General features: G+C 61.1%; 24 protein-coding genes and 2 pseudogenes. 15 read left to right on the top strand and 11 right to left on the bottom strand.

The annotated features are described in order from the left end of the window. From AC1DVH_RS00475 to mdoH, 12 genes and pseudogenes are all read left to right on the top strand, one after another. A pseudogene (locus AC1DVH_RS00475) lies at positions 1-170 on the top strand (glycine betaine/L-proline ABC transporter ATP-binding protein); the annotation flags it as partial. Positions 171-320: 150 nt separating this feature from the next. Beyond that, the gene (gene hutH, locus AC1DVH_RS00470) at positions 321-1,844 is read left to right on the top strand and encodes a histidine ammonia-lyase (RefSeq protein WP_477752203.1); all 1,524 of its coding nucleotides are present in this window, start codon (positions 321-323) and stop codon (positions 1,842-1,844) included. Positions 1,845-1,962: 118 nt separating this feature from the next. Further along, a complete protein-coding gene (gene hutH / locus AC1DVH_RS00465; protein WP_477752202.1) occupies positions 1,963-3,495 on the top strand; it encodes a histidine ammonia-lyase in 1,533 nt (510 codons plus the stop codon). Positions 3,496-3,604: 109 nt separating this feature from the next. Then, positions 3,605-5,014: an amino acid permease gene (locus AC1DVH_RS00460; protein ID WP_477752201.1), complete on the top strand. Its 1,410-nt coding sequence runs from the start codon at positions 3,605-3,607 to the stop codon at positions 5,012-5,014. 17 nt (positions 5,015-5,031) lie between these two features. Then, positions 5,032-6,237 (top strand): imidazolonepropionase, encoded by a 1,206-nt coding sequence (gene hutI / locus AC1DVH_RS00455; protein WP_477752200.1) that lies wholly within the window; start codon positions 5,032-5,034, stop codon positions 6,235-6,237. 10 nt (positions 6,238-6,247) lie between these two features. After that, the gene (gene hutG, locus AC1DVH_RS00450) at positions 6,248-7,051 is read left to right on the top strand and encodes an N-formylglutamate deformylase (protein WP_477752199.1); all 804 of its coding nucleotides are present in this window, start codon (positions 6,248-6,250) and stop codon (positions 7,049-7,051) included. Positions 7,052-7,315: 264 nt separating this feature from the next. Then, positions 7,316-8,272, top strand: coding sequence for a choline ABC transporter substrate-binding protein (locus AC1DVH_RS00445; RefSeq protein WP_477752198.1), 957 nt, complete (start codon positions 7,316-7,318; stop codon positions 8,270-8,272). 154 nt (positions 8,273-8,426) lie between these two features. Further along, positions 8,427-9,332: an alpha/beta hydrolase gene (locus AC1DVH_RS00440; RefSeq protein ID WP_477752197.1), complete on the top strand. Its 906-nt coding sequence runs from the start codon at positions 8,427-8,429 to the stop codon at positions 9,330-9,332. A 104-nt stretch (positions 9,333-9,436) separates the two neighbouring features. Then, positions 9,437-10,408, top strand: coding sequence for a prolyl aminopeptidase (gene pip / locus AC1DVH_RS00435; protein WP_477752196.1), 972 nt, complete (start codon positions 9,437-9,439; stop codon positions 10,406-10,408). Further along, the gene (gene dtd, locus AC1DVH_RS00430; RefSeq protein ID WP_477752195.1) at positions 10,405-10,842 is read left to right on the top strand and encodes a D-aminoacyl-tRNA deacylase; all 438 of its coding nucleotides are present in this window, start codon (positions 10,405-10,407) and stop codon (positions 10,840-10,842) included. Before pip ends, dtd begins: the two co-directional genes overlap by 4 nt. A gap of 321 nt (positions 10,843-11,163) precedes the next feature. After that, the gene (locus AC1DVH_RS00425) at positions 11,164-12,978 is read left to right on the top strand and encodes a glucan biosynthesis protein (protein ID WP_477752194.1); all 1,815 of its coding nucleotides are present in this window, start codon (positions 11,164-11,166) and stop codon (positions 12,976-12,978) included. Then, a complete protein-coding gene (gene mdoH, locus AC1DVH_RS00420) occupies positions 12,971-15,541 on the top strand; it encodes a glucans biosynthesis glucosyltransferase MdoH (RefSeq protein WP_477752193.1) in 2,571 nt (856 codons plus the stop codon). The genes AC1DVH_RS00425 and mdoH overlap by 8 nt, the downstream gene beginning before the upstream one ends. Before the next feature lie 161 nt (positions 15,542-15,702). Here mdoH and AC1DVH_RS00415 read toward each other — a convergent pair whose 3' ends face one another. From AC1DVH_RS00415 to ubiE, 11 genes and pseudogenes are all read right to left on the bottom strand, one after another. Continuing rightward, positions 15,703-16,416 carry a methyl-accepting chemotaxis protein gene (locus AC1DVH_RS00415; RefSeq protein ID WP_477752206.1) on the bottom strand — a complete coding sequence of 238 codons (714 nt, stop codon included), beginning with the start codon at positions 16,414-16,416 and terminating at the stop codon, positions 15,703-15,705. Positions 16,417-16,557: 141 nt separating this feature from the next. Continuing rightward, positions 16,558-17,619, bottom strand: a pseudogene (locus tag AC1DVH_RS00410) (methyl-accepting chemotaxis protein); the annotation flags it as partial. Between the two features lie 225 nt (positions 17,620-17,844). After that, positions 17,845-18,552, bottom strand: a complete 708-nt coding sequence (locus AC1DVH_RS00405; protein ID WP_477752192.1) for a 16S rRNA (uracil(1498)-N(3))-methyltransferase — start codon at positions 18,550-18,552, stop codon at positions 17,845-17,847. Continuing rightward, on the bottom strand, positions 18,549-19,343 hold the full coding sequence (gene tatC / locus AC1DVH_RS00400) for a twin-arginine translocase subunit TatC (RefSeq protein ID WP_477752191.1): 795 nt from the start codon (positions 19,341-19,343) through the stop codon (positions 18,549-18,551). The genes AC1DVH_RS00405 and tatC overlap by 4 nt, the downstream gene beginning before the upstream one ends. Beyond that, entirely contained in the window at positions 19,340-19,792 is a 453-nt protein-coding gene (gene tatB, locus AC1DVH_RS00395) for a Sec-independent protein translocase protein TatB (RefSeq protein ID WP_477752190.1), read from the bottom strand. The genes tatC and tatB overlap by 4 nt, the downstream gene beginning before the upstream one ends. A 10-nt stretch (positions 19,793-19,802) precedes the next feature. Further along, a complete protein-coding gene (locus tag AC1DVH_RS00390) occupies positions 19,803-20,075 on the bottom strand; it encodes a twin-arginine translocase TatA/TatE family subunit (RefSeq protein ID WP_108216223.1) in 273 nt (90 codons plus the stop codon). A gap of 25 nt (positions 20,076-20,100) precedes the next feature. Beyond that, positions 20,101-20,433 (bottom strand): phosphoribosyl-ATP diphosphatase, encoded by a 333-nt coding sequence (locus tag AC1DVH_RS00385; protein WP_007975564.1) that lies wholly within the window; start codon positions 20,431-20,433, stop codon positions 20,101-20,103. After that, positions 20,426-20,827, bottom strand: a complete 402-nt coding sequence (gene hisI, locus AC1DVH_RS00380; protein ID WP_477752189.1) for a phosphoribosyl-AMP cyclohydrolase — start codon at positions 20,825-20,827, stop codon at positions 20,426-20,428. Before hisI ends, AC1DVH_RS00385 begins: the two co-directional genes overlap by 8 nt. 81 nt (positions 20,828-20,908) lie before the next feature. Next, entirely contained in the window at positions 20,909-22,513 is a 1,605-nt protein-coding gene (gene ubiB, locus AC1DVH_RS00375; protein ID WP_477752188.1) for a ubiquinone biosynthesis regulatory protein kinase UbiB, read from the bottom strand. Beyond that, a complete protein-coding gene (locus AC1DVH_RS00370; protein WP_223457570.1) occupies positions 22,510-23,133 on the bottom strand; it encodes a ubiquinone biosynthesis accessory factor UbiJ in 624 nt (207 codons plus the stop codon). Before AC1DVH_RS00370 ends, ubiB begins: the two co-directional genes overlap by 4 nt. Then, the gene (gene ubiE, locus AC1DVH_RS00365; RefSeq protein WP_477752187.1) at positions 23,133-23,903 is read right to left on the bottom strand and encodes a bifunctional demethylmenaquinone methyltransferase/2-methoxy-6-polyprenyl-1,4-benzoquinol methylase UbiE; all 771 of its coding nucleotides are present in this window, start codon (positions 23,901-23,903) and stop codon (positions 23,133-23,135) included. The genes AC1DVH_RS00370 and ubiE overlap by 1 nt, the downstream gene beginning before the upstream one ends. Positions 23,904-24,058: 155 nt before the next feature. On the opposite strand from ubiE, the gene AC1DVH_RS00360 reads away from it, so the two are divergent. The 3 genes from AC1DVH_RS00360 (at position 24,059) to AC1DVH_RS00350 (ending at position 25,835) form a co-directional block, all read left to right on the top strand. Then, positions 24,059-24,334: a polyhydroxyalkanoic acid system family protein gene (locus tag AC1DVH_RS00360; protein WP_429560593.1), complete on the top strand. Its 276-nt coding sequence runs from the start codon at positions 24,059-24,061 to the stop codon at positions 24,332-24,334. Between the two features lie 246 nt (positions 24,335-24,580). Next, the gene (locus tag AC1DVH_RS00355; protein WP_477752186.1) at positions 24,581-25,003 is read left to right on the top strand and encodes a phasin family protein; all 423 of its coding nucleotides are present in this window, start codon (positions 24,581-24,583) and stop codon (positions 25,001-25,003) included. Between the two features lie 10 nt (positions 25,004-25,013). After that, positions 25,014-25,835 carry a phasin family protein gene (locus AC1DVH_RS00350; protein ID WP_477752185.1) on the top strand — a complete coding sequence of 274 codons (822 nt, stop codon included), beginning with the start codon at positions 25,014-25,016 and terminating at the stop codon, positions 25,833-25,835. Positions 25,836-25,891 lie beyond the last annotated feature (56 nt).

Genomic DNA, 25,891 nt, shown 5'->3' with positions numbered 1-25,891 from the left:
CCATCGTCTTTATCACCCACGACCTCGACGAGGCCGTGCGCATCGGCAACCGTATCGCGATCCTCAAGGATGGCCGCCTGATCCAGGTCGGCACGCCGAGAGAGATCCTGCACTCGCCTGCGGATGAATATGTCGACCGCTTTGTACAGCGTCGGGCGGCGGTGGTTTAAGAGGTTTGTGCCGGCTGTGCTGGCCTCATCGCGAGCAAGCTCGCTCCCACAGGTTTTGTGAACACCGGGGACCCACTGTGGGAGCGAGCTTGCTCGCGATGAGGCCGGTAAAGCTGCATCAATATTCAGGTTGTAAGCACGAGGTTGAAGATGTCCCAGGCTGAAAAAATCGTTATCACCGAAGCGCAGGTAACCTGGCAGGACGTGGTCGCCGTGGCCCGTCATGGCGCACAGCTTGAGCTGTCGGCGCCGATCTGGGCGCGCATCGAAAACGCGCAGGCCATCGTCCAGCGCATCGTCACCAGCGGCGAACGTGCTTATGGCATCAACACCGGCCTGGGCGCGCTGTGCAACGTCTCGCTGCAGGACGAACAACTCAGCCAGTTGTCGCGTAACACCTTGCTCAGCCACGCTTGCGGCGTGGGTGCAGCGCTGAGCAACGAGCAGACCCGCTCGATCATGTGCGCCGCCGTCGTCAACTACAGCCACGGCAAATCCGGCCTGCACCGTCAGGTCGTCGAAGCGCTGCTGGCACTGCTCAACCGTGGCATCACCCCGCAAGTGCCGTCCCAGGGTTCCGTGGGCTACCTGACCCACATGGCCCACATCGGCATCGCGCTGCTGGGCGTCGGCAATGTCAGCTATCGCGGTCAGATCGTTTCCGCGCAGCAAGCACTGGCCGAGGAAGGCCTGCAACCGGTCAAGCTCGGTGCCAAGGACGGTTTGTGCCTGGTCAACGGCACACCGTGCATGACTGGCCTGAGCTGCCTGGCCATTGCCGATGCTACGCGCCTGCTGGAATGGGCCGACGTGATCAGCGCCATGAGCTTCGAAGCCCAACGCGGGCAAATCGACGCTTTCGACGCCGAGATCATCGCGCTCAAGCCGCACCCGGGTATGCAACAGGTCGGAATCAACCTGCGCGCACTGCTCGACGGCAGCGAAGTGATTGCCCAGAGCAAAGGCATTCGTACGCAAGATGCCCTGAGCATCCGCTCGATTCCGCAGGTGCACGGCGCCGCACGCGATCAACTGGTGCATGCGACCAAACAGATCGAAACCGAACTCAACGGCGCCACCGACAACCCGCTGGTGCTGGGCACCGCAGACAAATACCGCGTGGTGTCTCAGGCCAACCCCCATGGCCAGTCCGTGGCAATGGCGGCGGATCTGCTGGCGATTGCCATGGCGGAAATCGGCTCCATCGCCGAGCGTCGCCTGGACCGTTTGATCAACCCGCACGTCAGCGGCCTGCCGGCCTTTCTGGTGGCCAACCCGGGTGTGAACTCCGGGATGATGATCGTGCAATACGTCGCCGCTTCGCTGTGCGCGGAAAACCGTCAACTGGCGCAACCGGCAGTGTTGGATAACTACGTGACGTCGGGCCTGCAGGAAGATCACCTGAGCCTGGGCACCAACGCCGCGCTGAAGCTGCATCGTGCGCTGGAAAACTGCACGCAAATCCTTGCCATCGAGTATTTGCTGGCCGCCCAGGCGTTCGAATTCCTCAAGGAACAACGCTTCGGCGCAGGCACCGATGCGGCCTGGCGCCTGCTGCGTGAACATGTTCCGGCCTACGATCAGGATCGTTGGTTGGCACCGGACATTGCCGCCGCTGCCAGTGTTTTGAAAGACCCTGTTTTGCTGCAAAAAGTCTTACCGAATTTGAACTGATTTCCCTACAAAACCAGCGTGCCAAGGCGCCACCCCCTCAAAAAGGGGGAAGCGACGGACAACGGACATCTCCGGAGCGTCTGGTTAGTTAATAGCTAACTCTCAAAAGGAGCACAAAATGACTTCTCTAAACCTGATTCCCGGTCAACTGAGCCTGGCCCAACTGCGTGATGTTTATCAGCAGCCGGTAAAAATCACCCTCGACAACAGCGCCTCGGCCCAGATCGAAGCCAGTGTTGCCTGCGTGGAGCAGATCCTCGCCGAGAATCGCACCGCCTACGGCATCAACACCGGTTTCGGCCTGCTGGCGTCGACCCGTATCGCCAGCGAAGACCTGGAAAACCTGCAGCGCTCGCTGGTGCTGTCCCACGCCGCCGGTGTCGGTCAGCCGATCAGCGACGCCCTGGTGCGTTTGATCATGGTGCTCAAGGTCAACAGCCTGAGCCGTGGCTTCTCCGGCATCCGTCGTGTGGTGATCGATGCGCTGATCGCCCTGATCAACGCTGAGGTTTACCCGCATATTCCATTGAAAGGTTCGGTCGGTGCCTCCGGTGACCTGGCGCCTTTGGCGCACATGTCGCTGGTGCTGCTGGGTGAAGGCAAGGCGCGCTACAAAGGCGAGTGGATGGAAGCCACCGAAGCGCTGAAAGTCGCCGGTCTGACTCCGCTGACCCTGGCCGCCAAAGAAGGTTTGGCGCTGCTCAACGGCACTCAAGTCTCCACCGCTTTTGCCCTGCGTGGCCTGTTCGAAGGTGAAGACCTGTTCGCCGGTGCCTTGGCGCTGGGCGGCCTGACCGTTGAAGCGGTGCTGGGTTCGCGCTCGCCGTTCGACGCACGCATCCACGCTGCCCGTGGCCAGAAAGGCCAGATCGACGCCGCGTCCGCTTACCGTGATCTGCTGGGCGAGCGTAGCGAAGTCTCCGACTCCCACGAAAACTGCGAAAAGGTCCAGGATCCATACTCCCTGCGTTGCCAGCCACAAGTCATGGGCGCCTGCCTGACCCAGTTCCGTCAGGCCGCCGAAGTGCTGGCCATCGAAGCCAACGCCGTATCGGACAACCCGTTGGTGTTCGCCGCTGAAGGTGACGTGATATCCGGTGGTAACTTCCACGCCGAGCCGGTGGCCATGGCCGCTGACAACATGGCACTGGCCATCGCTGAAATCGGCTCCCTGAGCGAACGCCGTATCTCGCTGATGATGGACAAGCACATGTCGCAATTGCCGCCGTTCCTGGTGGCCAACGGTGGCGTGAACTCCGGCTTCATGATCGCCCAGGTGACCGCAGCGGCACTGGCCAGCGAGAACAAGGCGTTGTCCCATCCGCATTCGGTGGACAGCCTGCCGACTTCCGCCAACCAGGAAGACCACGTATCGATGGCTCCGGCGGCTGGCAAGCGTCTGTGGGAAATGGCCGAGAACACCCGCGGGATTCTCGCCGTAGAATGGCTGGCGGCGGCTCAGGGTCTGGACCTGCGCAATGGTCTGAAGACCTCGCCAAAACTGGAAAAGGCCCGTGCCATTCTGCGTAACGAAGTGCCTTTCTATGAGAAGGACCGTTTCTTTGCGCCGGATATCAACGCCGCAACCGAGCTGTTGGCCTCGCGTTGCCTGAACGAACTGGTGACGACGAAGCTTTTGCCGAGCCTTTAAGGACCCCTCGCTGGCAAGCCAGCTCCTACAGGGGGGTCGCATGAACCTGTAGGAGCCGGCTTGCCGGCGATTCGATTTTGCGTCGAATAACAATAATTAGGGACGAGAAATGCAACAGCCAGAAAAAGGTTTGAAACGCGGGCTCTCTGCCCGACATATTCGCTTCATGGCACTGGGGTCGGCGATCGGCACCGGGCTGTTTTACGGTTCTGCCTCGGCCATTCAAATGGCCGGGCCTGCGGTATTGCTCGCGTACCTGATCGGTGGCGCGGCGGTGTTCATGGTCATGCGCGCCCTCGGTGAGATGGCGGTGCACAACCCGGTGGCCGGTTCCTTTGGCCAATACGCCAGTACCTATCTTGGGCCGATGGCGGGCTTCATCCTCGGTTGGACCTACGCATTCGAAATGGTCATCGTCGGCATGGCCGATGTCACCGCGTTCGGTATTTACATGGGCTTCTGGTTTCCGGAAGTCGCGCGCTGGATCTGGGTGCTGGGCATCGTCTCGGTGGTCGGCGGCTTGAACCTGTGCAACGTCAAAGTCTTCGGTGAAATGGAGTTCTGGCTGTCGCTGCTCAAGGTCGCGGCCATTGTCGCGATGATCCTGGGTGGCTTCGGCATCATGCTGTTCGGCATCAGCACGGCCCCCGGCGCCCAAGCAACAGATATCAGCAACCTCTGGAGCCATGGCGGTTTCATGCCCAATGGCGTGGGTGGCCTGATCGCCTCGTTCGCGGTGGTGATGTTCGCGTTCGGCGGGATTGAAATCATCGGTGTGACGGCTGGTGAAGCCAAAGACCCGCAGCATGTGCTGCCTCGGGCGATCAATGCCGTGCCGTTGCGCATCCTGCTGTTCTACGTGCTGACCATGTTCGTGCTGATGTCGATCTTTCCATGGCAGCAGATCGGCAGCCAGGGCAGTCCTTTCGTGCAGATTTTCGACAATCTGGGCATCAGCTCGGCGGCGACCATCCTCAATATCGTGGTGATCTCGGCGGCGATCTCGGCCATCAACAGCGATATCTTCGGCGCAGGCCGGATGATGTACGGCCTGGCTCAGCAGGGCCACGCACCCAAGGGCTTCGCGCGTTTGTCGCGCAACGGTGTGCCATGGATGACCGTGGTGGTGATGAGCGCCGCGCTGCTGCTGGGCGTGTTGCTGAACTACCTGATTCCGGAAAACGTGTTTCTGCTGATAGCCTCCATCGCGACCTTTGCCACGGTGTGGGTCTGGTTGATGATTTTGTTCACCCAAGTGGCCATGCGTCGTTCCATGAGCAGTGAACAGGTCGCACAGTTGAAGTTCCCGGTACCGTTCTGGCCCTATGCGCCGATGGCGGCGATTGCCTTCATGCTGTTTATCTTCGGCGTGCTGGGCTATTTCCCGGACACCCAGGCGGCTCTGATCGTCGGCGTGGTATGGATTGTATTGCTGGTGCTTGCCTACCTGACCTGGGTGAAGCCTGCGGCGGGGCAGGCGGCACTGGTAGAGCAGGAACCTTCTTTTTCTCATCGATAACCTAACGGAGGCCACGGATGAAAACTCTCTGGCAACACTGCCACGTCGCAACCATGGCGCAAGGCGTCTACTCGATCATCGAGGACGCGGCCATCGTGACGTCAGGTGCGCTCATTGAGTGGGTCGGCCAGCGCGCTGACCTGCCGGCGGGCGAGTACTCGGTGGTCAACGATTTGCAAGGGGCCTGGGTCACACCGGGCCTGATTGACTGCCATACCCATACGGTGTTCGGCGGTAACCGCAGCGGCGAATTCGAGCAGCGCCTGCAAGGCGTCAGCTACGCGGAAATCGCCGCCAGCGGTGGCGGCATCGCCAGCACCGTGCGCGCTACCCGCGCCGCCAGCGAAGATGAACTGTTCGCCAGCGCCGCCAAACGCCTGAAAAGCCTGATGCGCGATGGCGTCACCAGCATCGAAATCAAGTCCGGCTACGGCCTGGACCTGGCCAACGAGCGCAAGATGCTGCGTGTGGCCCGTCGCCTCGGTGCCGAACTGCCGGTCAGCGTGCGCAGCACCTGTCTGGCGGCTCACGCCTTGCCGCCGGAATACGCCGATCGCGCCGACGACTACATCGATCACATCTGCGCCGATATGCTCCCGGCCTTGGCCGCCGAAGGGCTGGTCGACGCGGTGGATGCCTTCTGTGAATACCTGGCGTTCTCGCCTGCGCAGGTGGAGCGTGTATTCATCACCGCCCAGGAACTGGGCTTGCCAGTGAAGCTGCATGCCGAGCAATTGTCGTCGCTGCACGGCTCGAGCCTGGCGGCGCGTTATCACGCGTTGTCCGCCGATCACCTGGAGTTCATGACCGAGGATGACGCCATTGCCATGGCCAAGTCCGGCACGGTTGCGGTGCTGTTGCCCGGCGCCTATTACTTCCTGCGCGAAACCCAATTGCCGCCGATGGATGCCTTGCGCAAGCACGGCGTGAAAATCGCCATCGCCAGCGACCTCAATCCGGGCACCTCGCCGGCACTGTCGTTGCGCCTGATGCTGAACATGGCTTGCACCTGTTTCCGCATGACCCCGGAAGAAGCCCTGGCGGGCGCGACGATTCACGCCGCCACCGCGCTGGGCATGGCTGAAACCCATGGTTCGCTGGAAGCCGGCAAGGTCGCGGATTTCGTCGCCTGGCAAATTGATCGTCCGGCCGACCTCTGTTACTGGCTGGGCGGCGATCTGGAAAAACGCGTCGTGCGCCACGGCGTCGAATCAAGTCTGTAGGAGATCTGTTGTGGATAAGGTTCTGAACTTCAAACAAGGCCGCGTACCGCTGCTGATCAGCATGCCCCACGCCGGTGTGCGCCTGACTCCGGCAGTCGAGGCCGGGTTGATCCCGCAGGCGAAAAGCCTGCCGGACACCGACTGGCATATCCCGCAGCTGTACGATTTCGCCGCGGAACTGGGCGCCAGCACCCTGGCCGCCGAGTATTCGCGGTTCGTCATCGACCTTAACCGGCCTTCCGACGATAAGCCGCTGTACGTGGGCGCGACCACTGGCCTGTACCCGGCCACGTTGTTCGACGGCGTGCCGTTGTTCCGCGAAGGGCTGGAGCCTTCGAAACAAGAGCGGGCAACTTATCTGGAGCAGATCTGGACGCCGTATCACAGTACCTTGCAGCAGGAACTGGCGCGATTGAAGGCCGAGTTCGGCTACGCGCTGCTGTTCGATGCGCACTCGATCCGCTCGATCATCCCGCACCTGTTCGATGGCAAGTTGCCGGATTTCAACCTTGGTACCTTCAATGGCGCCAGTTGCGATCCACAGCTTGCGGCCCAACTGGAAGCGATTTGCGCCGGGCACCCGGATTACATCCATGTGCTCAACGGGCGCTTCAAGGGCGGGCACATCACCCGCCATTACGGTAATCCGGCCGAGAACATCCATGCGGTGCAACTTGAGCTGGGGCAGTGCACCTACATGGAAGAATTCGAGCCGTTCCGTTATCGCCCGGATCTGGCAGAACCGACGCGGGTGGTGCTCAAGGAGTTGCTGCAAGGCTTGTTGGCCTGGGGTGAAAAACACTACAAGCGCTAACCTGCCGCATAACCTGTGGGAGCGAGCTTGCTCGCGATGGCGGACTGGCAGGCAACATCAATGTTGAATGTCATGGCCTCATCGCGAGCAAGCTCGCTCCCACAGGTTTTCATATGCCTCAATATCTGCTCATGACAGTCGCCACCGTGCAAAACACGGTCGCCACAGTTCGCTTTCACTGCTCGTCTGCTGCGTAATGTTCTGGCCACGGTGCACAAAGACACCGCCCCGACAATAATCCGCTGCCGCACGAGAATGCTCTCTATGACAAGCCCCAAAGGTCTGTTCACCCGCTGTCTCTCAATCTTCTGCGGCACTGCTCTGTTGAGCGCCGGCGTCATGGCCGCGGACGACGCTTCCTGTAAAACCGTGCGCATGGGCGTGGTCAACTGGACCGACGTGATCGCCACCAGCGGAATGGCCGATGTGCTGCTCAACGGTCTCGGCTACGAAAGCAAGCAAACCAGCGCCGTGCAGCAAATCATCTTCGCGGGCATCCGCGACAGGCGCCTGGACATCTTCCTCGGTTACTGGAAACCGGCGATGGATAAAAACATTGCACCCTTCGTGGCTGCCAATCAGGTCAAGGTCATGGACAAACCGAGCCTGGCCGATGCCCAGGCCACCCTCGCGGTCCCGGACTATGTGGCAGCGGCCGGGCTGAAAACCTTCGCCGACATCGCCAGATTCAAGGATCAGCTCGGCGGCAAGATCTACGGCATCGAGCCGGGCAGCGGCGCGAACACCACGATCAAGACCATGATCGAGACCAATCACTTCGGCCTGAAGGATTTCAAACTGATCGAGTCCGGTGAGGCCGGGATGCTGGCCGCCGTTCAGCGCGCCGTGAACCGCAAGGAGTTCGTGGTGTTTGTCGGCTGGACCCCGCACCCAATGAACATCAACATGAAGATCGACTACCTGACCGGCAGCGAAGACGTCTACGGGCCGAATGAAGGCGCCGCGACGGTCTCCAGCGTGACCGCGCCGGATTACGCCCAGCGTTGCCCGAACGTCAATCGCCTGCTGGAGAACCTCACGTTCAGCGCCGCCCAGGAAAGCCAGTTGATGGTGCCGATCATGGAGCGCCAAACGGCTCAGGATGTCGCGAAAAAATGGCTGCGTGACCATCCGGAGGACTTGCAGCGCTGGCTGGCCGGTGTCAGTAGCTTTGATGGCAAGGATGGCGTAGCCACGGTTCAGGCCAGCCTGAAGAACTGACCCCCGTCTGCTCTGTGCAAGACCTGTGGGAGCGAGCTTGCTCGCGATAGCGGTAGGACATTCAGAATTGATGTCGACTGACACGCCGCCATCGCGAGCAAGCTCGCTCCCACAGGGTGGGTCCCACACATTTCCCTGAACGGGCACCCGGCTCATGGCTCAATACCCGCTTTCCAGGCAAATGACAGCATTCGTCGACAAAACCCTGAGTTTCAACAGCACTGACAGCAGTATCACCGGGTTGCGCCAGGCCTACAGCGAGATGTGCCGGGCGTTTACCCCGGCGCGCCCCGCCGGGTTGTCTGTGATTGATTTCGAGTTGGCCGGTGTTGCTGTTCGTTCCTATCAACCACCGGCCAGTGGTGCGTCGTGCATCGTTTACCTGCATGGCGGTGGCTGGGTGGTGGGGGGCCTCGATTCCCACGACTTCATCTGCGCCGAATTGGCATCGACACTCGGTGTACGGGTGATCGCCGTCGATTACCGCCGGGCACCGGAGTATCCGTTTCCCGCTGCGTTCGATGATTGCCTGAAGGTCTGGCGGGCACTGCGCACCGGGGCGTTTCAACTCGATCCGGAGCGCATGCTGGTGGTCGGCGACAGTGCCGGTGGCAATCTTGCGGCGGCGTTGTGCCTGGCGCTGCGCGATGCCGGCGAGTCGCTGCCGTGCGCGCAGGTTCTGATTTATCCGGGGTTGGGCGGCGATCACCGCCTGCCGTCGCGCAGTGAGTGCATCGACGCGCCGTTACTCAGCAGCAGTGACGTCGATTGCTATCACGCGCTTTACCTGCAAGGCGCCCGCCACCCGAACGCCTACGCGATGCCATTGCTCGCCACGGATTTCAGCGGTCTGCCACCGGCATGGATCGCGGTGGCGCAATTCGACCCGTTGCGCGATGACGGCGTGCTGTATGCCGAGCGACTGAAGGCTGCGGGCGTGGCTGCCACGCTGTATGTCGGCGAGGGTTTGATTCATGGCTGTTTGCGGGCCCGAGGGCAGGCGGACGAGGTCGATGCGCTGTACAAAACCTTGTTCGGATATCTGGCGGCGAAACTCTGACTTCGCACGGGCATGCTCATTGACGTAATTCGGGTTTATGATGCCGGACGGCAGAATAATAGAAGTCCCCCCAGGGATGACCTTGACCCCTTACGGAGTGCGCAATGCAGACTTTGTACCCGCAGATCAAACCCCACGCCCGGCACGATCTGGCCGTCGACGAGACTCACACGCTGTATGTCGACGAAAGCGGTTCACCGGAAGGTTTGCCCGTGGTGTTCATCCATGGTGGTCCCGGTGCCGGATGTGATGCCCAGAGTCGTTGCTTCTTCGATCCCAATCTCTATCGCATTGTCACGTTCGATCAGCGTGGTTGCGGTCGCTCCACCCCCCACGCCAGCCTGGAAAACAACACCACCTGGGATCTGGTCGCCGACCTTGAGCGGATTCGCCAGCACCTGGGCATCGACAAATGGGTGCTGTTTGGCGGCTCATGGGGTTCGACCCTGGCGCTGGCCTACGCACAAACCCATCCTGAACGTGTACACGGTCTGATCCTGCGCGGGATCTTTCTCTGCCGTCCGCAGGAAATCGAATGGTTCTACCAGGCCGGCGCCAGCCGCCTGTTCCCCGATTACTGGCAGGACTACATCGCGCCGATCCCTCTGGACGAGCGCGATGACTTGCTTGCCGCGTTCCACAAGCGTCTGGTCGGCAACGACCAGATTGCCCAGATGCACGCGGCCAAGGCCTGGTCCACATGGGAGGGCCGCACCGCGACCCTGCGTCCTAACCCGCTGGTGGTCGATCGCTTCTCCGAGCCACAGCGTGCATTGTCGATTGCCCGCATCGAATGCCACTACTTCAGCAACCACGCCTTCCTGGAGCAGAACCAGTTGATCCGCAACATGGGCAAGATCGCCCATTTGCCCGGTGTGATCATCCATGGTCGCTATGACGTGATCTGCCCGCTGGATAACGCCTGGGAACTGCATCAAGCCTGGCCGAACAGCGAACTGCAGGTCATCCGCGACGCCGGTCATGCCGCTTCCGAGCCGGGCATCACCGACGCGCTGGTGCGCGCCGCCAATCTGATGGCCCGGCGACTGCTTGACCTGCCGCCTGAAGAAGCATGAAGGGCCTGTTGCAACGGGTGCGTGGCGCGCGGGTCGAGGTCGCGGGCGAAGTCGTAGGTGCCGTCGATCAGGGGTTGCTGGTCCTGGTGGCCGTCGAGCCCGACGACACGCGGGCCAGCGCCGACAAACTTCTCAATAAGCTGCTTAACTATCGGGTGTTCAGTGACGCTGAGGGCAAGATGAATCTGTCCTTGGCGGATGTGGGTGGCGGGCTGCTGCTGGTCTCTCAGTTCACTCTGGCTGCCGATACCAAAAGCGGGCTGCGTCCGAGTTTTTCGACCGCGGCCCCTCCGGCGCTGGGCGAGGAGCTATTCGACTATTTATTAAGCAAAGCGAAACAGGTGCATGGCACTGTGGCATCAGGTAGATTCGGCGCGGATATGCAGGTGCACCTGGTCAATGATGGCCCGGTAACCTTCCTGTTACAGGCCTGAAAGCGTTTGAAACAAGTTTTTACGCTCAATTCGACTGAAAACAGGACTTTTTCGCGATAAATACTTTGTTACCCCTGATGCGTTGTAACGCGGCCTACTAGATAATCGCGCGCTACGGGGATCAGCGTTCGTTGGTCCATTTTGACTTAGGTAGAGACTTGTCCGGATCCGATTGGGGAATCATTTCGCCCCAGCGGAGTCGGAACAATGCTCGCCAACTTGGCAAGAGTGGTTTGCAAGGGCGGTTTTTTCATACCGTACACCGAGCAGACCCTTTAACTGGCCGTTGGTTTTTTGATCTGTTTTCGGCGAGGGTTGCTCGTGATTGTTAGTCCCTGTAACGCACCAAAATTGTCTGCCAAACGGCTACGCAGCGCCCTGGTAGCGGGCTCTGCATTGCTCTGCCTGCTCAGCGCCGGCCAGCTTTGGGCATTTAGTCTGGATGATGTATCGGCCAAGGCAAAAGAGCTGGCCGGGCAGAAATACGAAGCGCCGCGCAGTAACCTGCCGAACGAGTTCCGCGACATGAAATTCGCGGACTATCAGAAAATTCGCTTTCTGACGGAAAAAGCCGAGTGGGCTGATCAGAAGACGCCGTTCAAGCTGTCCTTCTATCACCAGGGCATGCATTTCGATACGCCGGTGAAAATCAACGAAATCACCGCGAACAACGTCGAAGAGATCAAATACGACCCGAGTCGCTTCGACTTCGGCGACATGCAGGTCGATCCCAAGGCCACCGAACAACTGGGTTATGCCGGTTTCCGTGTGCTGTACCCGATCAACAAGGCTGATAAGCAAGACGAAATCATGACCATGCTCGGCGCGAGCTACTTCCGCGTCGTCGGCAAGGGTCACGTCTATGGTTTGTCCGCTCGCGGCATGGCACTTGATACCGCATTGCCATCCGGCGAAGAATTCCCGCGTTTCCGCGAGTTCTGGATTCAGCAGCCCAAGCCAGGCGACAAGCACCTGGTGATCTTCGCCCTGCTGGACTCACCTCGTGCCACCGGCGCCTATCGCCTGACCCTGCGTCCGGGCAGCGACACCATCGTCGACGTCAAGGCGCAGATGTTCCTGCGTGACAAGGTCGGCAAACTGGGTATCGCCCCGTTGACCAGCATGTACCTGTTCGGCGCCAACCAGCCGTCGAAGGTACTGAACTACCGTCGCGAACTGCACGACTCCAGCGGTCTGGCGATCCATGCCGGCAACGGCGAGTGGATCTGGCGTCCGCTGAACAACCCGAAACACCTGGCTGTGAGCAACTTCAGCGTGGAAAACCCGCGCGGATTCGGTCTGCTGCAACGTGGCCGCGACTTCAGCCACTACGAAGACCTCGACGATCGTTACGACAAGCGCCCAAGCGCCTGGATCGAGCCGAAGGGTGACTGGGGCAAGGGCACTGTCGACCTGGTCGAGATTCCGACCGCCGACGAAACCAACGACAACATCGTAGCCTTCTGGAATCCGGAAAAATTGCCGGAACCTGGCCAGCCGCTCGATGTCGCTTATCGTATGCACTGGACCATGGATGAAGACTCGATTCACGCACCGGACAGCGCCTGGGTCAAACAGACCCTGCGTTCCACTGGTGACGTCAAACAGTCCAACCTGATTCGTCAGCCGGACGGCAGCGTTGCCTACCTGGTGGACTTCGAAGGCCCATCCCTGGCGGCATTGCCGGCCGATACGGACGTTCGCAGCCAGGTCAGCGTCGGCGACAATGCCGAGCTGGTGGAAAACAGCGTGCGCTATAACCCTGAAACCAAGGGCTGGCGCCTGACCCTGCGGATGAAGATCAAGGACCCGGGCAAGTCCACCGAGATGCGTGCCGCACTGGTACAGAACATCGTGCCGGCGGATCTGGCCAAGACTTCGATTCCAGCGTCGAACTCGTCGGTTGCCAAGGCCGACAAGGTTGCCGCCAAGCAACAAGAGAAAGCGGACAAGGAAGCCAGGCAAGCGGAGGCCAAGCAGGCTGAAGCGAAGCCTGTTGCAGATGCCAAGGACAAGGCCAATAAAGACGCCAAGCAGCCTGCCGCTGCCGACGCGGCCCCAGCCACACCGGAATCGGCCCCGACTGAAGAAGTCCTGACCGAGACCTGGAGCTATCAGTTGCCTGCCGATGAGTAACTCTCAAGTACGGCCAGAAACTCTCTCCGAGTATCTGGCGCATCTGCCGATGACCGACCAGCAGCGCGCGGAACTCGCGGGCTGCCAGTCTTTCAGCGAATTGCACGAACGCCTGTCGTCATCGACGTTCGACGCCCCGACCGAAGCCGCCCAGGCTTCGGTCGGCAAACGCCTGACCCTGAGCACCGCCGAAGAGTTGCAGGACGCGGAAATGCTGGCGCTCGACGCCAACGGCCGGGTTTGCCTCAAGGCGACCCCGCCGATTCGGCGGACCAAGGTCGTGCCGGAGCCGTGGCGCACCAACATTCTGGTGCGTGGCTGGCGTCGGATGACCGGTCGTACCAACCCGCCGGCGCCGCCGAAGGACGAACGTGTCCTGCCGGCGGCGCGCTGGCGTACCGTGGGTTCGATCCGTCGCTACATTCTGTTGCTGCTGATGCTCGGCCAGACCATCGTCGCCGGCTGGTACATGAAAGGCATCATGCCGTACCAGGGCTGGTCGTTCGTCGACCTCAACGAAGTGCTGCACCAACCGCTGCTGCAAACCGCCACGCAAGTGCTGCCGTATGCCTTGCAGACCAGCATCCTGATCCTGTTCGGGATACTGTTCTGCTGGGTATCGGCCGGTTTCTGGACCGCGCTGATGGGCTTCCTCGAATTGCTGACCGGTCACGATAAATACCGTATCTCCGGTAAAAGTGCCGGCAACGAGCCGATTCCAAAGGATGCGCGCACCGCACTGGTGATGCCGATCTGCAACGAAGACGTGCCACGGGTATTCGCCGGCCTGCGGGCGACCTTCGAGTCGGTAGCGGCCACGGGTGACCTGGACCGCTTCGACTTCTTCGTCCTCAGCGACAGTAACGACGCCGATATCTGTGTCGCCGAGCAACAGGCCTGGCTGGACGTCTGCCGTGAAGCCGGGGGCTTCGGCAAGATCTTCTACCGCCGTCGTCGTCGTCGCGTAAAACGTAAAAGCGGCAACCTCGACGACTTCTGCCGTCGCTGGGGCGGTGACTACAAGTACATGGTCGTACTCGACGCCGACTCCGTGATGAGCGGCGAGTGCCTGACCAGTCTGGTGCGCCTGATGGAAGCCACGCCGGACGCCGGGATCATCCAGACCGCGCCACGTGCGTCGGGCATGGACACCCTGTATGCGCGCATGCAGCAGTTCGCCACTCGCGTGTACGGCCCGCTGTTCACCGCCGGCCTGCACTTCTGGCAACTGGGCGAGTCGCACTACTGGGGCCACAACGCGATCATCCGCATGAAGCCGTTCATCGACCACTGCGCCCTGGCGCCGTTGCCGGGTAAAGGCGCGTTCTCCGGCTCGATCCTGTCCCACGACTTCGTTGAAGCCGCGTTGATGCGCCGTGCCGGCTGGGGCGTGTGGATTGCCTACGATCTGCCGGGCAGCTATGAAGAACTGCCGCCAAACCTGCTGGACGAACTCAAGCGTGACCGTCGCTGGTGCCACGGTAACCTGATGAACTTCCGCCTGTTCCTGGTCAAGGGCATGCACCCGGTGCACCGCGCGGTGTTCCTGACCGGCGTGATGTCCTACCTGTCGGCGCCGTTGTGGTTCTTCTTCCTGGTGCTGTCGACCGCGCTGCTGGCGGTCAATACGCTGATGGAGCCGCAGTACTTCCTCGAACCGCGCCAGCTCTATCCGCTGTGGCCACAATGGCACCCGGACAAGGCGATTGCGCTGTTCTCGACCACCATCGTGCTGCTGTTCCTGCCGAAACTGTTGAGCATCATCCTGATCTGGGCCAAGGGTGCGAAAGAGTTCGGCGGCAAGTTCAAGGTGACCCTGTCGATGCTGCTGGAGATGCTGTTCTCCATGCTGCTGGCGCCGGTGCGGATGATCTTCCACACCCGTTTCGTCCTCGCCGCGTTCCTCGGCTGGGCCGCGACCTGGAACTCGCCGCAACGTGACGACGACTCCACGCCGTGGAGCGAAGCGGTCAAGCGCCACGGTCCGCAGACCTTGCTGGGCTTCTTCTGGGCCATGCTGGTGATCTGGCTGAACCCGAGCTTCCTGTGGTGGCTGGTGCCGATCGTCGGCTCGTTGATGCTGTCGATCCCGGTGTCGGTGATCTCCAGCCGTGTCGGCCTGGGTCTGAAGTCCCGTGACGAGAGCCTGTTCCTGATCCCTGAGGAATACAATCCGCCGCAGGCGTTGCTGGCCACCGACCAGTACACCCACGAAAACCGCTGGCATGCGCTGAACGACGGCTTCGTCCGTTCGGTGGTCGATCCACAGCAGAACGCCTTGGCGTGCTCGCTGGCGACCTCCCGTCACCGTCAGGCCGAGCCGATCGAATGGCTGCGGGTCGAGCGGGTGCGACACGCGATGAAGGTTGGACCTGAAGGCCTGACCAACAACGAGCGTGTGCAACTGTTGAGCGACCCGGTGGCCTTGGCTCGCTTGCATGAGCAGGTCTGGAGCGAGGGCCATGCGGAGTGGCTGGGCGCATGGCGCAAATCGGTCAAGGCCGATCCCCACGCGCCGCTGCTGCCGCTCAAACCGATGAGCGAACAGCCTCAGTTGGCATGATGAAAAAAACCCGCGAAAGCGGGTTTTTTTTGGGGGGTTCAAAGTTACACCGCGTCGTTCCAATCGCGAGCAGGCTCGCTCCCACAGGGCCGGCGCCTGGCACAGGCGTTGTGTCTGAGCCGGTCAGTGTGGGAGCGAGCCTGCCCGCGATGGGGTTTCACTCATACCTTGAACCTGCCCACGAGCATCTGCAAATGCGTCCCCAACCGCGCCAGCTCAACGCTGGACGCCGCCGTCTCTTCACTTGCCGCCGACGTTTGATCCGACACATCTCGCACATTGAGCACACTGCGGTTGATCTCTTCGGCCACGGCGCTTTGTTGTTCGGCGGCAGTGGCGATCTGCTGGTTCATCGCCTGAATCGCCGAGACGGTGCGGGTGATGCTTTCCAGTGAGCCGCCGGCGCGGCGGGTCAGTTCGACACTGCTGTCAGTCAGGTTGCGGCTGTTGTCCATGATGGTCGCCACTTGTTGCGTGCCGCTTTGCAGGCCGACGATCAGCTCTTCGATCTCTTCGGTGGACTTCTGGGTGCGCTGGGCCAGGCTGCGGACTTCGTCTGCCACCACGGCAAAACCACGCCCGGCTTCACCGGCGCGGGCGGCTTCAATCGCCGCGTTGAGGGCCAGCAGGTTGGTTTGCTGGGCCACGGATTTGATCACGTCGAGCACGCTGCCGATCTTGTCGCTTTCGCGCTTGAGTTCGCCCATGGCCTCGGTGGAGTGACCGACTTGCGCGGCCAGGCGTTCGATCTGGGCGATGGCTTCACCCACCACTTTGTCGCCCTCGCGGGCCTGCTGGTCGGCGGCGACGGCAGCTTCGGAGGCTTCTTCGGCGTTGCGCGCGACTTCCTGCACGGTGGCGGCCATTTCGTTCATGGCGGTGGCGACCTGATCGGTCTCGACCTTCTGGCTGTTGACCCCGGCGCTGGTCTGCTCGGTGACCGCAGACAGTTCTTCGGCGGCGCTGGCGATCTGCGTGACGCCATCGCTGATGCCGCCAATCAGTTCGCGCAGGCCTTGGGTCATGCTCTGCATGGCGCGCTGCAACTGGCCGAGTTCGTCGCGGCGCTGCGACGTCAGGTTGTGGGTCAGGTCGCCACTGGCGACGCGCTCGGCGACGGCCAGGGTCTGGTTCAATGGAATGATGATCTGCCGGGTGATCGCCCAGGCGGCCAGCAGGCCGAAGGCGATGGCCAGTACAGTGGCGAGGGTCAGCATGTTCTTGGCATGGGCGGCGTCGGTGTCACGCACGACGGTTTGCGAGACGGTGAGTTTCTGACTCATGCCCAACAGGATGTCGCCTTGGGCAGACATGCGTACCAGAGCCTTGGCGCTGGCCACCTGGGAGTCGCGGAACTGGCTGACGGCGGCGCGGTAGGCCTTCAGTGAATCAGTCGCCTGTTGCAGGTTGGCGATGTGTTCTTCAGGCAGTTTGGCCGGCAGGCTCTCGAGGTTCTTCAGGGCGTTGTCGATCGCGTCGAGGGCTGGCTGTTCGGCTTCGCTCTTGCCGCTGTAGGTGTAGCCGCGAACCTGGAAACGCGCCTGCTGGATCAGTTTGCTCAGGTCGATCACGCTATTGAAGGCGGTCACGCTGTCACCTTGCAGCATGGATTTTTCCACTTCGGCGACGCGGGCCACGGCATTGTCGGCGGTGGCGCCGAGTTTGCTGCGGGCGTCTTCACGCTGGGCGCCGGCCTGGGTCATGTCGCTGAAGGCACGGCGGTATTCGGCGACAGCGGCCAGTTGTTGATCGACCATGGCCGTATCAGCCGGTTGCTCGATCAGGCCGCGGGCGGTCTGCAGGCCGCTTTCGAGTTTACCCAACAGCTCGTTGACGGCGCCGGGGCCTTGTTCGCCGCGACGCATCTCGTAATCCAGGCGAGCAATGCGCAGGTCCTTGGTCAGGTCGTTGAGACTGGCGATGAACCCCAGTTTATCGCCACGGCTGGTCACACCGCTCAGGCCACTCCAGCCCGTGAAGGTGATCAGCAGGGTCAGTAACAGCACCAGGCCGAAGCCGATCCCCAGCTTGCGTTTGACGCTGACGTTTCCCAGATTCTCGGCTAGCCATTGGTACATGCTGAAACTCCCCGGACCACATTTTGGTTTTATGGGGGGCGTATCGGCAGGGGAGCCTGAATCAGTAGACACTACTCGATGTACGGACAACTGAGTTTTTCGGGGCAGATGATGAACCTGTGGGAGCGAGCTTGCTCGCGATGACGGTGTATCAGCCACTTCATTGTTGACTGACACGCCGCTATCGCGAGCAAGCTCGCTCCCACAGGGGGTTGTGTCCGGGGATTAGAAAAGGCGTGCCAGCAGCGCGGTCACGGCGGTTTCAACGCGCAAGATGCGCTCGCCCAGTTGCACCGGTTGCAGGCCGGATTTGCCCAGCAGGTCGATCTCGTAGGGAATCCAGCCACCCTCGGGGCCGATGGCCAGGGTCACCGGTTCGCTGAGTGCGCGAGGGCAGGGCGGGTAATTGCCCGGATGCCCCACCAGGCCGAGGGTGCCCTCGGTAATCGCCGGCAAACGGTCTTCGACGAACGGCTTGAAGCGCTTCTCGATGACGACTTGCGGCAGCACGCTGTCCCGGGCCTGTTCGAGGCCGAGGATCAACTGCTCGCGAATCGCCTCGGGCTCCAGGAACGGGGTCTGCCAGAAGCTCTTCTCGACGCGATAGCTGTTGACCAGCACGATCCGCGGCACACCCATGGCCGCCACGGTCTGGAACACCCTGCGCAGCATCTTGGGGCGTGGCAGGGCCAATACCAGGGTCAATGGCAGCTTGGCTGGTGGTGGCTGGTCGAGGGTGACGCGCAATTCCGCTTCGCCGGTGTCCAGGCGCAGCACTTCGGCCGAGCCCATCAGCCCGCCGATCCGCCCGACACGCATGCTGTCGCCCACTTCGCAGCGGTGGACTTCCTGCATGTGGGTCAACCGGCGATCACGCAGGATCACCCGGTCGGCCGCAATGAAATCGGCTTCTTCGAGCAGCAGCAGGTTCACGGTTGAGTCGCTGGCGGCTGGTCGTTGTTGTCGTCAGCCGGCTGGTCGTCCGGGTGCTCGCCACGCTCGCTGATCAGGCTGCCAAACAGGATGCCGATTTCGAACAGCAACCACATCGGCACGGCTAGAAGGGTCTGCGAGAAGATGTCCGGCGGCGTCAGGATCATGCCGACCACGAAGCAGCCGATGACCACGTACGGGCGGATTTTCTTCAGGTATTTGACGTCGACTACGCCGATCCACACCAGCAGCACCACGGCCACCGGGATTTCGAACGCCACGCCAAAAGCGAAGAACAGCGTCATGACGAAATCGAGGTAGCTGGTGATGTCGGTCATCATTTCCACGCCGGCCGGGGTGGCAGCGGCGAAGAACTTGAAGATCAGCGGGAACACCAGGTAGTAGGCGAACGCCATGCCGGCATAGAACAACACGATGCTGGACATCAGCAACGGCACAGCAATGCGTTTTTCATGCTTGTACAGGCCCGGGGCGATGAAACCCCAGATCTGGTGCAGGATCACCGGGATTGCAAGGAACAGCGAGACCATCATCGTCAACTTCAGTGGCGTCAGGAACGGCGACGACACATCGGTGGCAATCATCGTGGCGCCGGCGGGCAGGTACGCGCGCAGTGGCGTCGAGACGAAGGTGTAGATCTGCTGGGTGAAGGCGAACAGCCCGGCAAAAATGATGAAGATCGCCGCTACGCAGCGCAGCAGACGGGTACGCAACTCGGTGAGGTGCGAAACCAGCGGCATGTGCTGGTCGTTTTCAGGGAGATCGCTCATGGGGCTCGCGGCGGCAAAGTGGTGTCGTTAGGCGCCGTCGTTGTCGGCGCAGCGGCTGGAGCAACGGGTTCAACCGGAGTCGCTGCCACAACGGGCGCGGGTTGCGCGGCCGAAACAGCAGGTGCAGGTGCTGTCGCGGCGGCAGCGGCAGGCGCATGAATCGTCTGCTCTCCCACATGCTCCACCGGCGTCGGCTCCTGCTGGGTCGGGGTGAAGATTTTCCGCGCCTCCTGCTCAAGCGACAGGATGTGCTCGTTGTGCAGTTGCCGACGAATCTCGTCGGCACCGATTTCACGTTCAACTTCCTGTTTGATCGCGTTGAAGCTGCGCTTCAGACGCCCGACCCACAGGCCAGCGGTGCGCGCAGCGCCCGGCAAACGCTCGGGGCCCAGCACCAGCAGGGCGACGAGGCCGACGAGCAGCAGTTCAGAGAAGCTGATACCAAACATTAGTCAGTGCTCACACGTCTTTGCGGATCGGCTCTTCGACTTTCTGTGCCTGCACGTCGATGGTGTGCGGCTGGTTCACCGAGGCCTGTGGCTGTACCGGTGGCACCGGTTGGGCCGGGTTCGCATTCGGGTCAGCCGGTTTTTCGTCGTCGTTCATGGCTTTCTTGAAGCCCTTGATCGATTCGCCGACGTCAGTGCCGAGGTTTTTCAGTTTCTTGGTGCCGAACACCAGTACCACGACAACCAGGATGACGATCCAGTGTTTCCAGTCAAAAATGCCCATGCTGCTGCTCCTCTCTAATAGTTATTCAGGCGGACGGGCGCGAGGCTTTCTCGGCGTGTCCGGAGAGACCGAAGCGACGGTCCAGTTCATCGAGTACAGCCTGTGGATGCTGCCCCAATTGGGCGAGCATGACCATGCTGTGGAACCACAAATCGGCGGTTTCGTAGATCACATCGCTGCAGTCGCCGCTGACGGCGGCATCCTTGGCGGCAATGATGGTTTCGACCGACTCTTCGCCGACTTTTTCCAGAATCTTGTTCAAACCCTTGTGATACAGGCTGGCGACATACGAGCTGTCGGCGGCGGCGCCTTTGCGCTCTTCCAGTACTTCGGCCAGACGGGTCAGTGTGTCACTCATGTGTGTGCCCTGCGCAGTAGATGGCGTGCGGATCTTTGAGCACCGGGTCGACCGTTGTCCAGTCGCCGTTTTCAAAAACGCGGTAGAAGCAGCTCTGGCGGCCGGTATGGCAGGCGATGTCGCCGACCTGCTCGACCATCAGGATGATGACGTCGGCGTCGCAGTCCAGACGCATCTCGTGCAGGGTTTGCACATGGCCAGACTCTTCGCCCTTGCGCCACAGCTTGCCACGGGAGCGCGACCAGTAGATTGCGCGGTTCTCGGCAGCGGTCAGTTCCAGTGCTTCGCGGTTCATCCAGGCCATCATCAGGACGCGCCCGGTCTTGTGATCCTGGGCAATCGCCGGCACCAGGCCGTCGGCGTCCCACTTGATCTCGTCCAGCCAGTTTTTCATCTTCGACTCCGACAGCGGGCTCGACACTTCAATAGTCGAGCTCAGGCGTTGAAACAGTGTGCCAGTCGTTCAGCCAACTGGCTATCGGCGCACGACCAGATACAAGCCGACCGCCATCATGATGCCGGCCGGCCAGTAAGCCAACTGGTTCAGCGGGCCGCCAGCAGCAAGGATGGCGCCCCCGGCCAGGTGCGCCGTGCCGAGCAGGCGCAGGAACCAGTCATCGCGGCGTCGGTGCCACGCTGGCGGCGGGTCGTAGGCGTGGGGTTGGGACATGCGTTCGAGCAGGTCGCGGGCCATGTTGGCCAGGTGCGGGATCTGTTCGAACTGGCTGTGCACGTTGCCGAGCAGGGCTTTGGGGCTGACGCGCTCGCGCATCCAGCGTTCGAGGAACGGCTGCGCGGTGTTCCACAGGTCGAGGTCCGGGTACAGCTGGCGGCCCAGGCCTTCGATGTTCAGCAGGGTTTTTTGCAGCAGGACCAACTGCGGCTGCACTTCCATGTTGAAGCGGCGCGCAGTCTGGAACAGGCGCATCAGCACCTGGCCGAAGGAGATATCCTTCAGCGGTTTTTCGAAGATCGGCTCGCACACGGTACGGATCGCTGCTTCGAATTCGTTGAGTTTGGTTTCCGCCGGCACCCAGCCCGAATCGATGTGCAACTGCGCCACGCGACGGTAATCGCGCTTGAAGAAGGCGAACAGGTTGCGCGCCAGGTAATCCTGGTCCTCCGGGGTCAGGCTGCCGACGATGCCGCAGTCGATCGCAATGTACTGCGGGCTCCACGGATTCACGGTGCTGACGAAAATGTTGCCGGGGTGCATGTCGGCGTGGAAGAAGCTGTCACGGAACACCTGGGTGAAGAAAATCTCCACACCACGCTCGGCGAGCATTTTCATGTCCGTGCGCTGGTCGGCCAGGGTCGCCAGATCGGTAACCTGAATACCGTAGATGCGCTCCATCACCAGCACTTTCGGCCGGCACCAGTCCCAATAGACTTGCGGCACGTACAGCAGCGGCGAACCGTCGAAGTTGCGCTTCAACTGGCTGGCGTTGGCCGCCTCGCGCAGCAGGTCGAGTTCGTCGTAGATGGTTTTTTCGTAATCGCTGACCACGTCCACCGGGTGCAGCAGGCGCGCATCGGCCGAGAGTTTTTCGGCGGCGCGAGCGAGGATGAACAGCCACGCCAGGTCTTGGGCGATCACCGGTTTAAGGCCAGGGCGGATCACCTTGACCACCACTTCTTCACCGGTTTTCAGTTGCGCGGCATGCACCTGCGCCACTGAGGCCGAGGCCAGCGGTTCGACGTCGAAACGGCTGAACACGTCGCTGATTTTCTTGCCCAGCTGTTCTTCGATCAGCTTGATCGACACTTGCGAGTCGAACGGCGGAACGCGGTCCTGCAGCTTCATCAGTTCGTCGGCGATGTCTTCGGGCAACAGATCGCGGCGGGTGGACAGGATCTGCCCGAACTTGATGAAAATCGGCCCCAGGTCCTGCAACGCCAGGCGCAAGCGCGCGCCACGGCTGAGGTCCAGGGTCTTGCGCGGGAACCAGCGCCACGGCAGGACATAACGCAGCGCCCGCAGGAACCAGGGCAGTGGCAGGGCGAACAGCAGGTCATCGAGGCGGTAGCGGATCACGACGCGCTGGATGCGCAACAAACGGCGGACGGCAAGCAGCTTCATGCGTTATCGCTTGGGTCGAGGGATCGGGAAAGGCGCTCGAAACGCGCCTCGAGACGTTCCAGATCGAGCTTGATCTGGTCCAGCTCACTGAATCGGGCTTCGGCTTCGCGCTGGCCGACGAGGGTGCGCGATTCTTCTGCCAGGTATTCGCCCAGGTTCTGGCCCAGGCTGGCAAAACCTTGCTGATACCAGCGGGCGCGGCTGCGCAGGTGACCGCCGAGCAGTTGCGTGGCCACCGGCCCCAGCCAGCGCGAGAGTTCGTACTCCCAGTCCAGCTCCAGGTCCTGGAGGATCGCCGCCAGTTCCAGAAGCACGCCGCTGTCGCCGTCGAGTTCGACTTCAGGGGCGTGCAGAACAGAAGTCTTGTCCTTGCTCATGGCCAGTTTCAACAGGCTCGAGGCCGGTGCACGCAARGTGCAGTCGGCGCCGGTTTCCCACTGGGAAGCGAGCATCAGGCCTTCGTCGCTGGGCAGGATGAACAGTTGCAGCGCCGGGCTGCGACAGTCGACGGCAATCACTCTGCCGCTCAAATGCGCCAGCCGCGGCAGCGCCGTGCTGTCGAGACGCAGCACCCGGTTCAGGCCGAGTTCAACGCTGGCGAGCAGGCCGGCGAGCAGCATCAGGGCTTGATGCCGCGGTGCAGGGCAACGATGCCTGCGGTCATGTTGTGGTAGGTCACGCGGTCGAAACCGGCCTCGACCATCATCGACTTCAGGGTTTCCTGGTTCGGGTGCATGCGGATCGATTCGGCCAGGTAGCGATAGCTTTCCGAGTCGTTGGTGATCAGCTTGCCCATCAGCGGCATGAAGGCGAACGAGTAGGCGTCGTAGGCCTTGGACATCAGCGCGTTGGTCGGCTTGGAGAATTCCAGCACCAGCAAACGGCCGCCAGGCTTGAGCACACGCAGCATCGAGCGCAGGGCATCTTCCTTGTGGGTCACGTTGCGCAGGCCGAAGGCGATGGTCACGCAGTCGAAATGGTTGTCCGGGAACGGCAGTTTTTCCGCATCGGCCTGGACGAATTCGACGTTGCCGGCCACACCGAGGTCCAGCAGGCGGTCACGACCGACCTTGAGCATGGATTCGTTGATATCGGCCAACACGACCTGGCCGGTCGGGCCTACCAGATGCGAGAACTTGCGGGTCAGGTCGCCGGTACCGCCGGCGATATCCAGCACGCGGTTGCCGRTGCGCACGCCCGACAGTTCGATCGCGAAACGCTTCCACAGACGGTGCATGCCGCCCGACAGAAGGTCGTTCATCAGGTCATATTTGGCGGCTACCGAGTGGAAAACCTCAGCGACTTTTTCCGCTTTCTGGCTTTCCGGAACGTTTTTGAAGCCGAAGTGAGTGGTGGGTTCGGCATCGCTGCCTTTGCGCTGATCAGTCATATCGCTGTCACCAAAAGAGAATGCGCGACATTCTAATCCCCAAGGCATGCTTTGTCTTGGCAAGGCTGAAGGTAAGATGGGTAACCATCGGGACGTTTTGACGCAGCAGGGGTCAAGATGCCTCGGGAAAGCATCCATAAAGCAGGAGTCATTTGATGGCCCGTATTAGTGTTGAACGTGCCCATGGCCTGGGTAAGGAAGCGGCTCGCGAGAAGGCCGACAAGCTGGCGCAGAAACTTTCCGATCAGTATGGCCTGGAGCCGCAGTGGTCCGGCGATACCCTGAATCTCAAGCGCTCGGGTGTGAAGGGCGCGGTGCATGTCAGTGAAGATTCGATCAAGGTCGACGTGGAACTGGGCCTGATGATGTCGGCCATGAGTGGCATGATCAAAGCGGAAATCGAAAAGGCGCTGGATAAGGTCTTGGTCTGATTTTCTGGCTGAAACGAGATCCCCCTGTGGGAGCGAGCTTGCTCGCGATGACGGAGTGTCAGCCGACATTGATTTCGACTGATCAATCGCTATCGCGAGCAAGCTCGCTCCCACATTTGTTTTGTGGTGCACCTGACCTTTCATGTCATTTGTTAGGGTGCCGTTTCTAATTTTTCTCCCTACTTTGTGCCAGAGCCCGACACTTATCCGGGCAGTTCCTCAAACCTTCTGCGCGTGAGGTGCACCATGGCCAAAGTTATTTTGAAGAAAAAAACCGACCCGTCGACCGGCACGCTGAGCGACGTCAAATCCTATGCCCGCAAGATCTGGCTGGCAGGCCTGGGCGCCTACGCCAAGGTCGGTCAAGAGGGCAGCGAATACTTTCAAGAGTTGATCAAGGCTGGTCAGGTTGTTGAAAAGAAAGGCAAAAAAGTAGTCGCCGAGAAACTGGAAGCGGCCAATGCCGAAATCGATGAAGCCAAGAGTGAAGTCAGCACTTTCAAAGGCCGCGTCGAAGTTCAACTCGAGAAGGTCGAGAAGGCGTTCGACACGCGTGTCGCAAGTGCCTTGAATCGTATCGGCATTCCGTCTAAACATGACGTTGAGACACTCTCTGCTAAGCTCGATGAGCTGACGGCATTGCTCGAACGTGTCGCGCGTAAATCTTAAGGAGAACGGGATGGCTGTTAAAAAGAAAACCGAAAAAGAAGGCAGCTCGTGGATCGGGAAGGTTGAAGATTACTCCCGAAAAATCTGGCTGGCTGGTTTAGGCGTGTACTCGAAGATCGACACTGACGGCAGCAAGCTCTTCGATGCATTGGTTAAGGACGGCGAGAAAGCCGAGAAGCTCACCAAGAGCGCTGTTGGCAAGACAGTCGACGCCGCCAAGGACTCTGCTTCCTCGGCCAAGTCGCGCATCAGCGGCGTGAAAGATCGCGCACTGGGCAAATGGGATGAGCTGGAAGGCGCCTTTGACAAGCGTCTGAACAGCGCCATTTCGCGTCTGGGCGTACCGAGCCGCAACGAAGTGAAGGCACTGCACAGCAAGGTCGAAACACTGACCAAGCAAATCGAAAAACTGACCGGTGCCAAGGTTGCGCCTGTTGCGGCGAAAACCGCGGCGGCCAAACCTGCTGCCAAGCCGGCCGCCAAAACCGCAGCCAAGCCACTGGCAAAAGCAGCGGCCAAGCCTGCTGCTAAAACCGCGGCAGCCAAACCTGCAGCGGCCAAGCCAGCAGCCAAACCAGCCGCTAAACCGGCTGCCAAGCCTGCAGCAAAACCAGCTGCTGCCAAGCCAGCGGCCAAACCCGCTGCGGCGAGAAAACCTGCAGTGAAAAAGCCGGCAGCTCCAAAAGCCGCCGCGCCAAAACCAGCAGTGGCAGCTGCCAAACCGGCAACGCCGGCAGCTCTGGTCAGCGCATCGAACTCCGCTGCCGCGCCAACCCCTGCTGTCACCCCGACTACCGCGCCAGCTCCATCGACGCCAACCAGTCAATCCTGATTCTCAGGGCTCTAGAAAACGCCCGGCCTGTGAAGGTCGGGCGTTTTTGTTTGTGC

It is taken from the genome of Pseudomonas sp. P4_C3, assembly GCF_056402075.1.
This window is presented reverse-complemented; position numbering and strand designations above follow the sequence as displayed.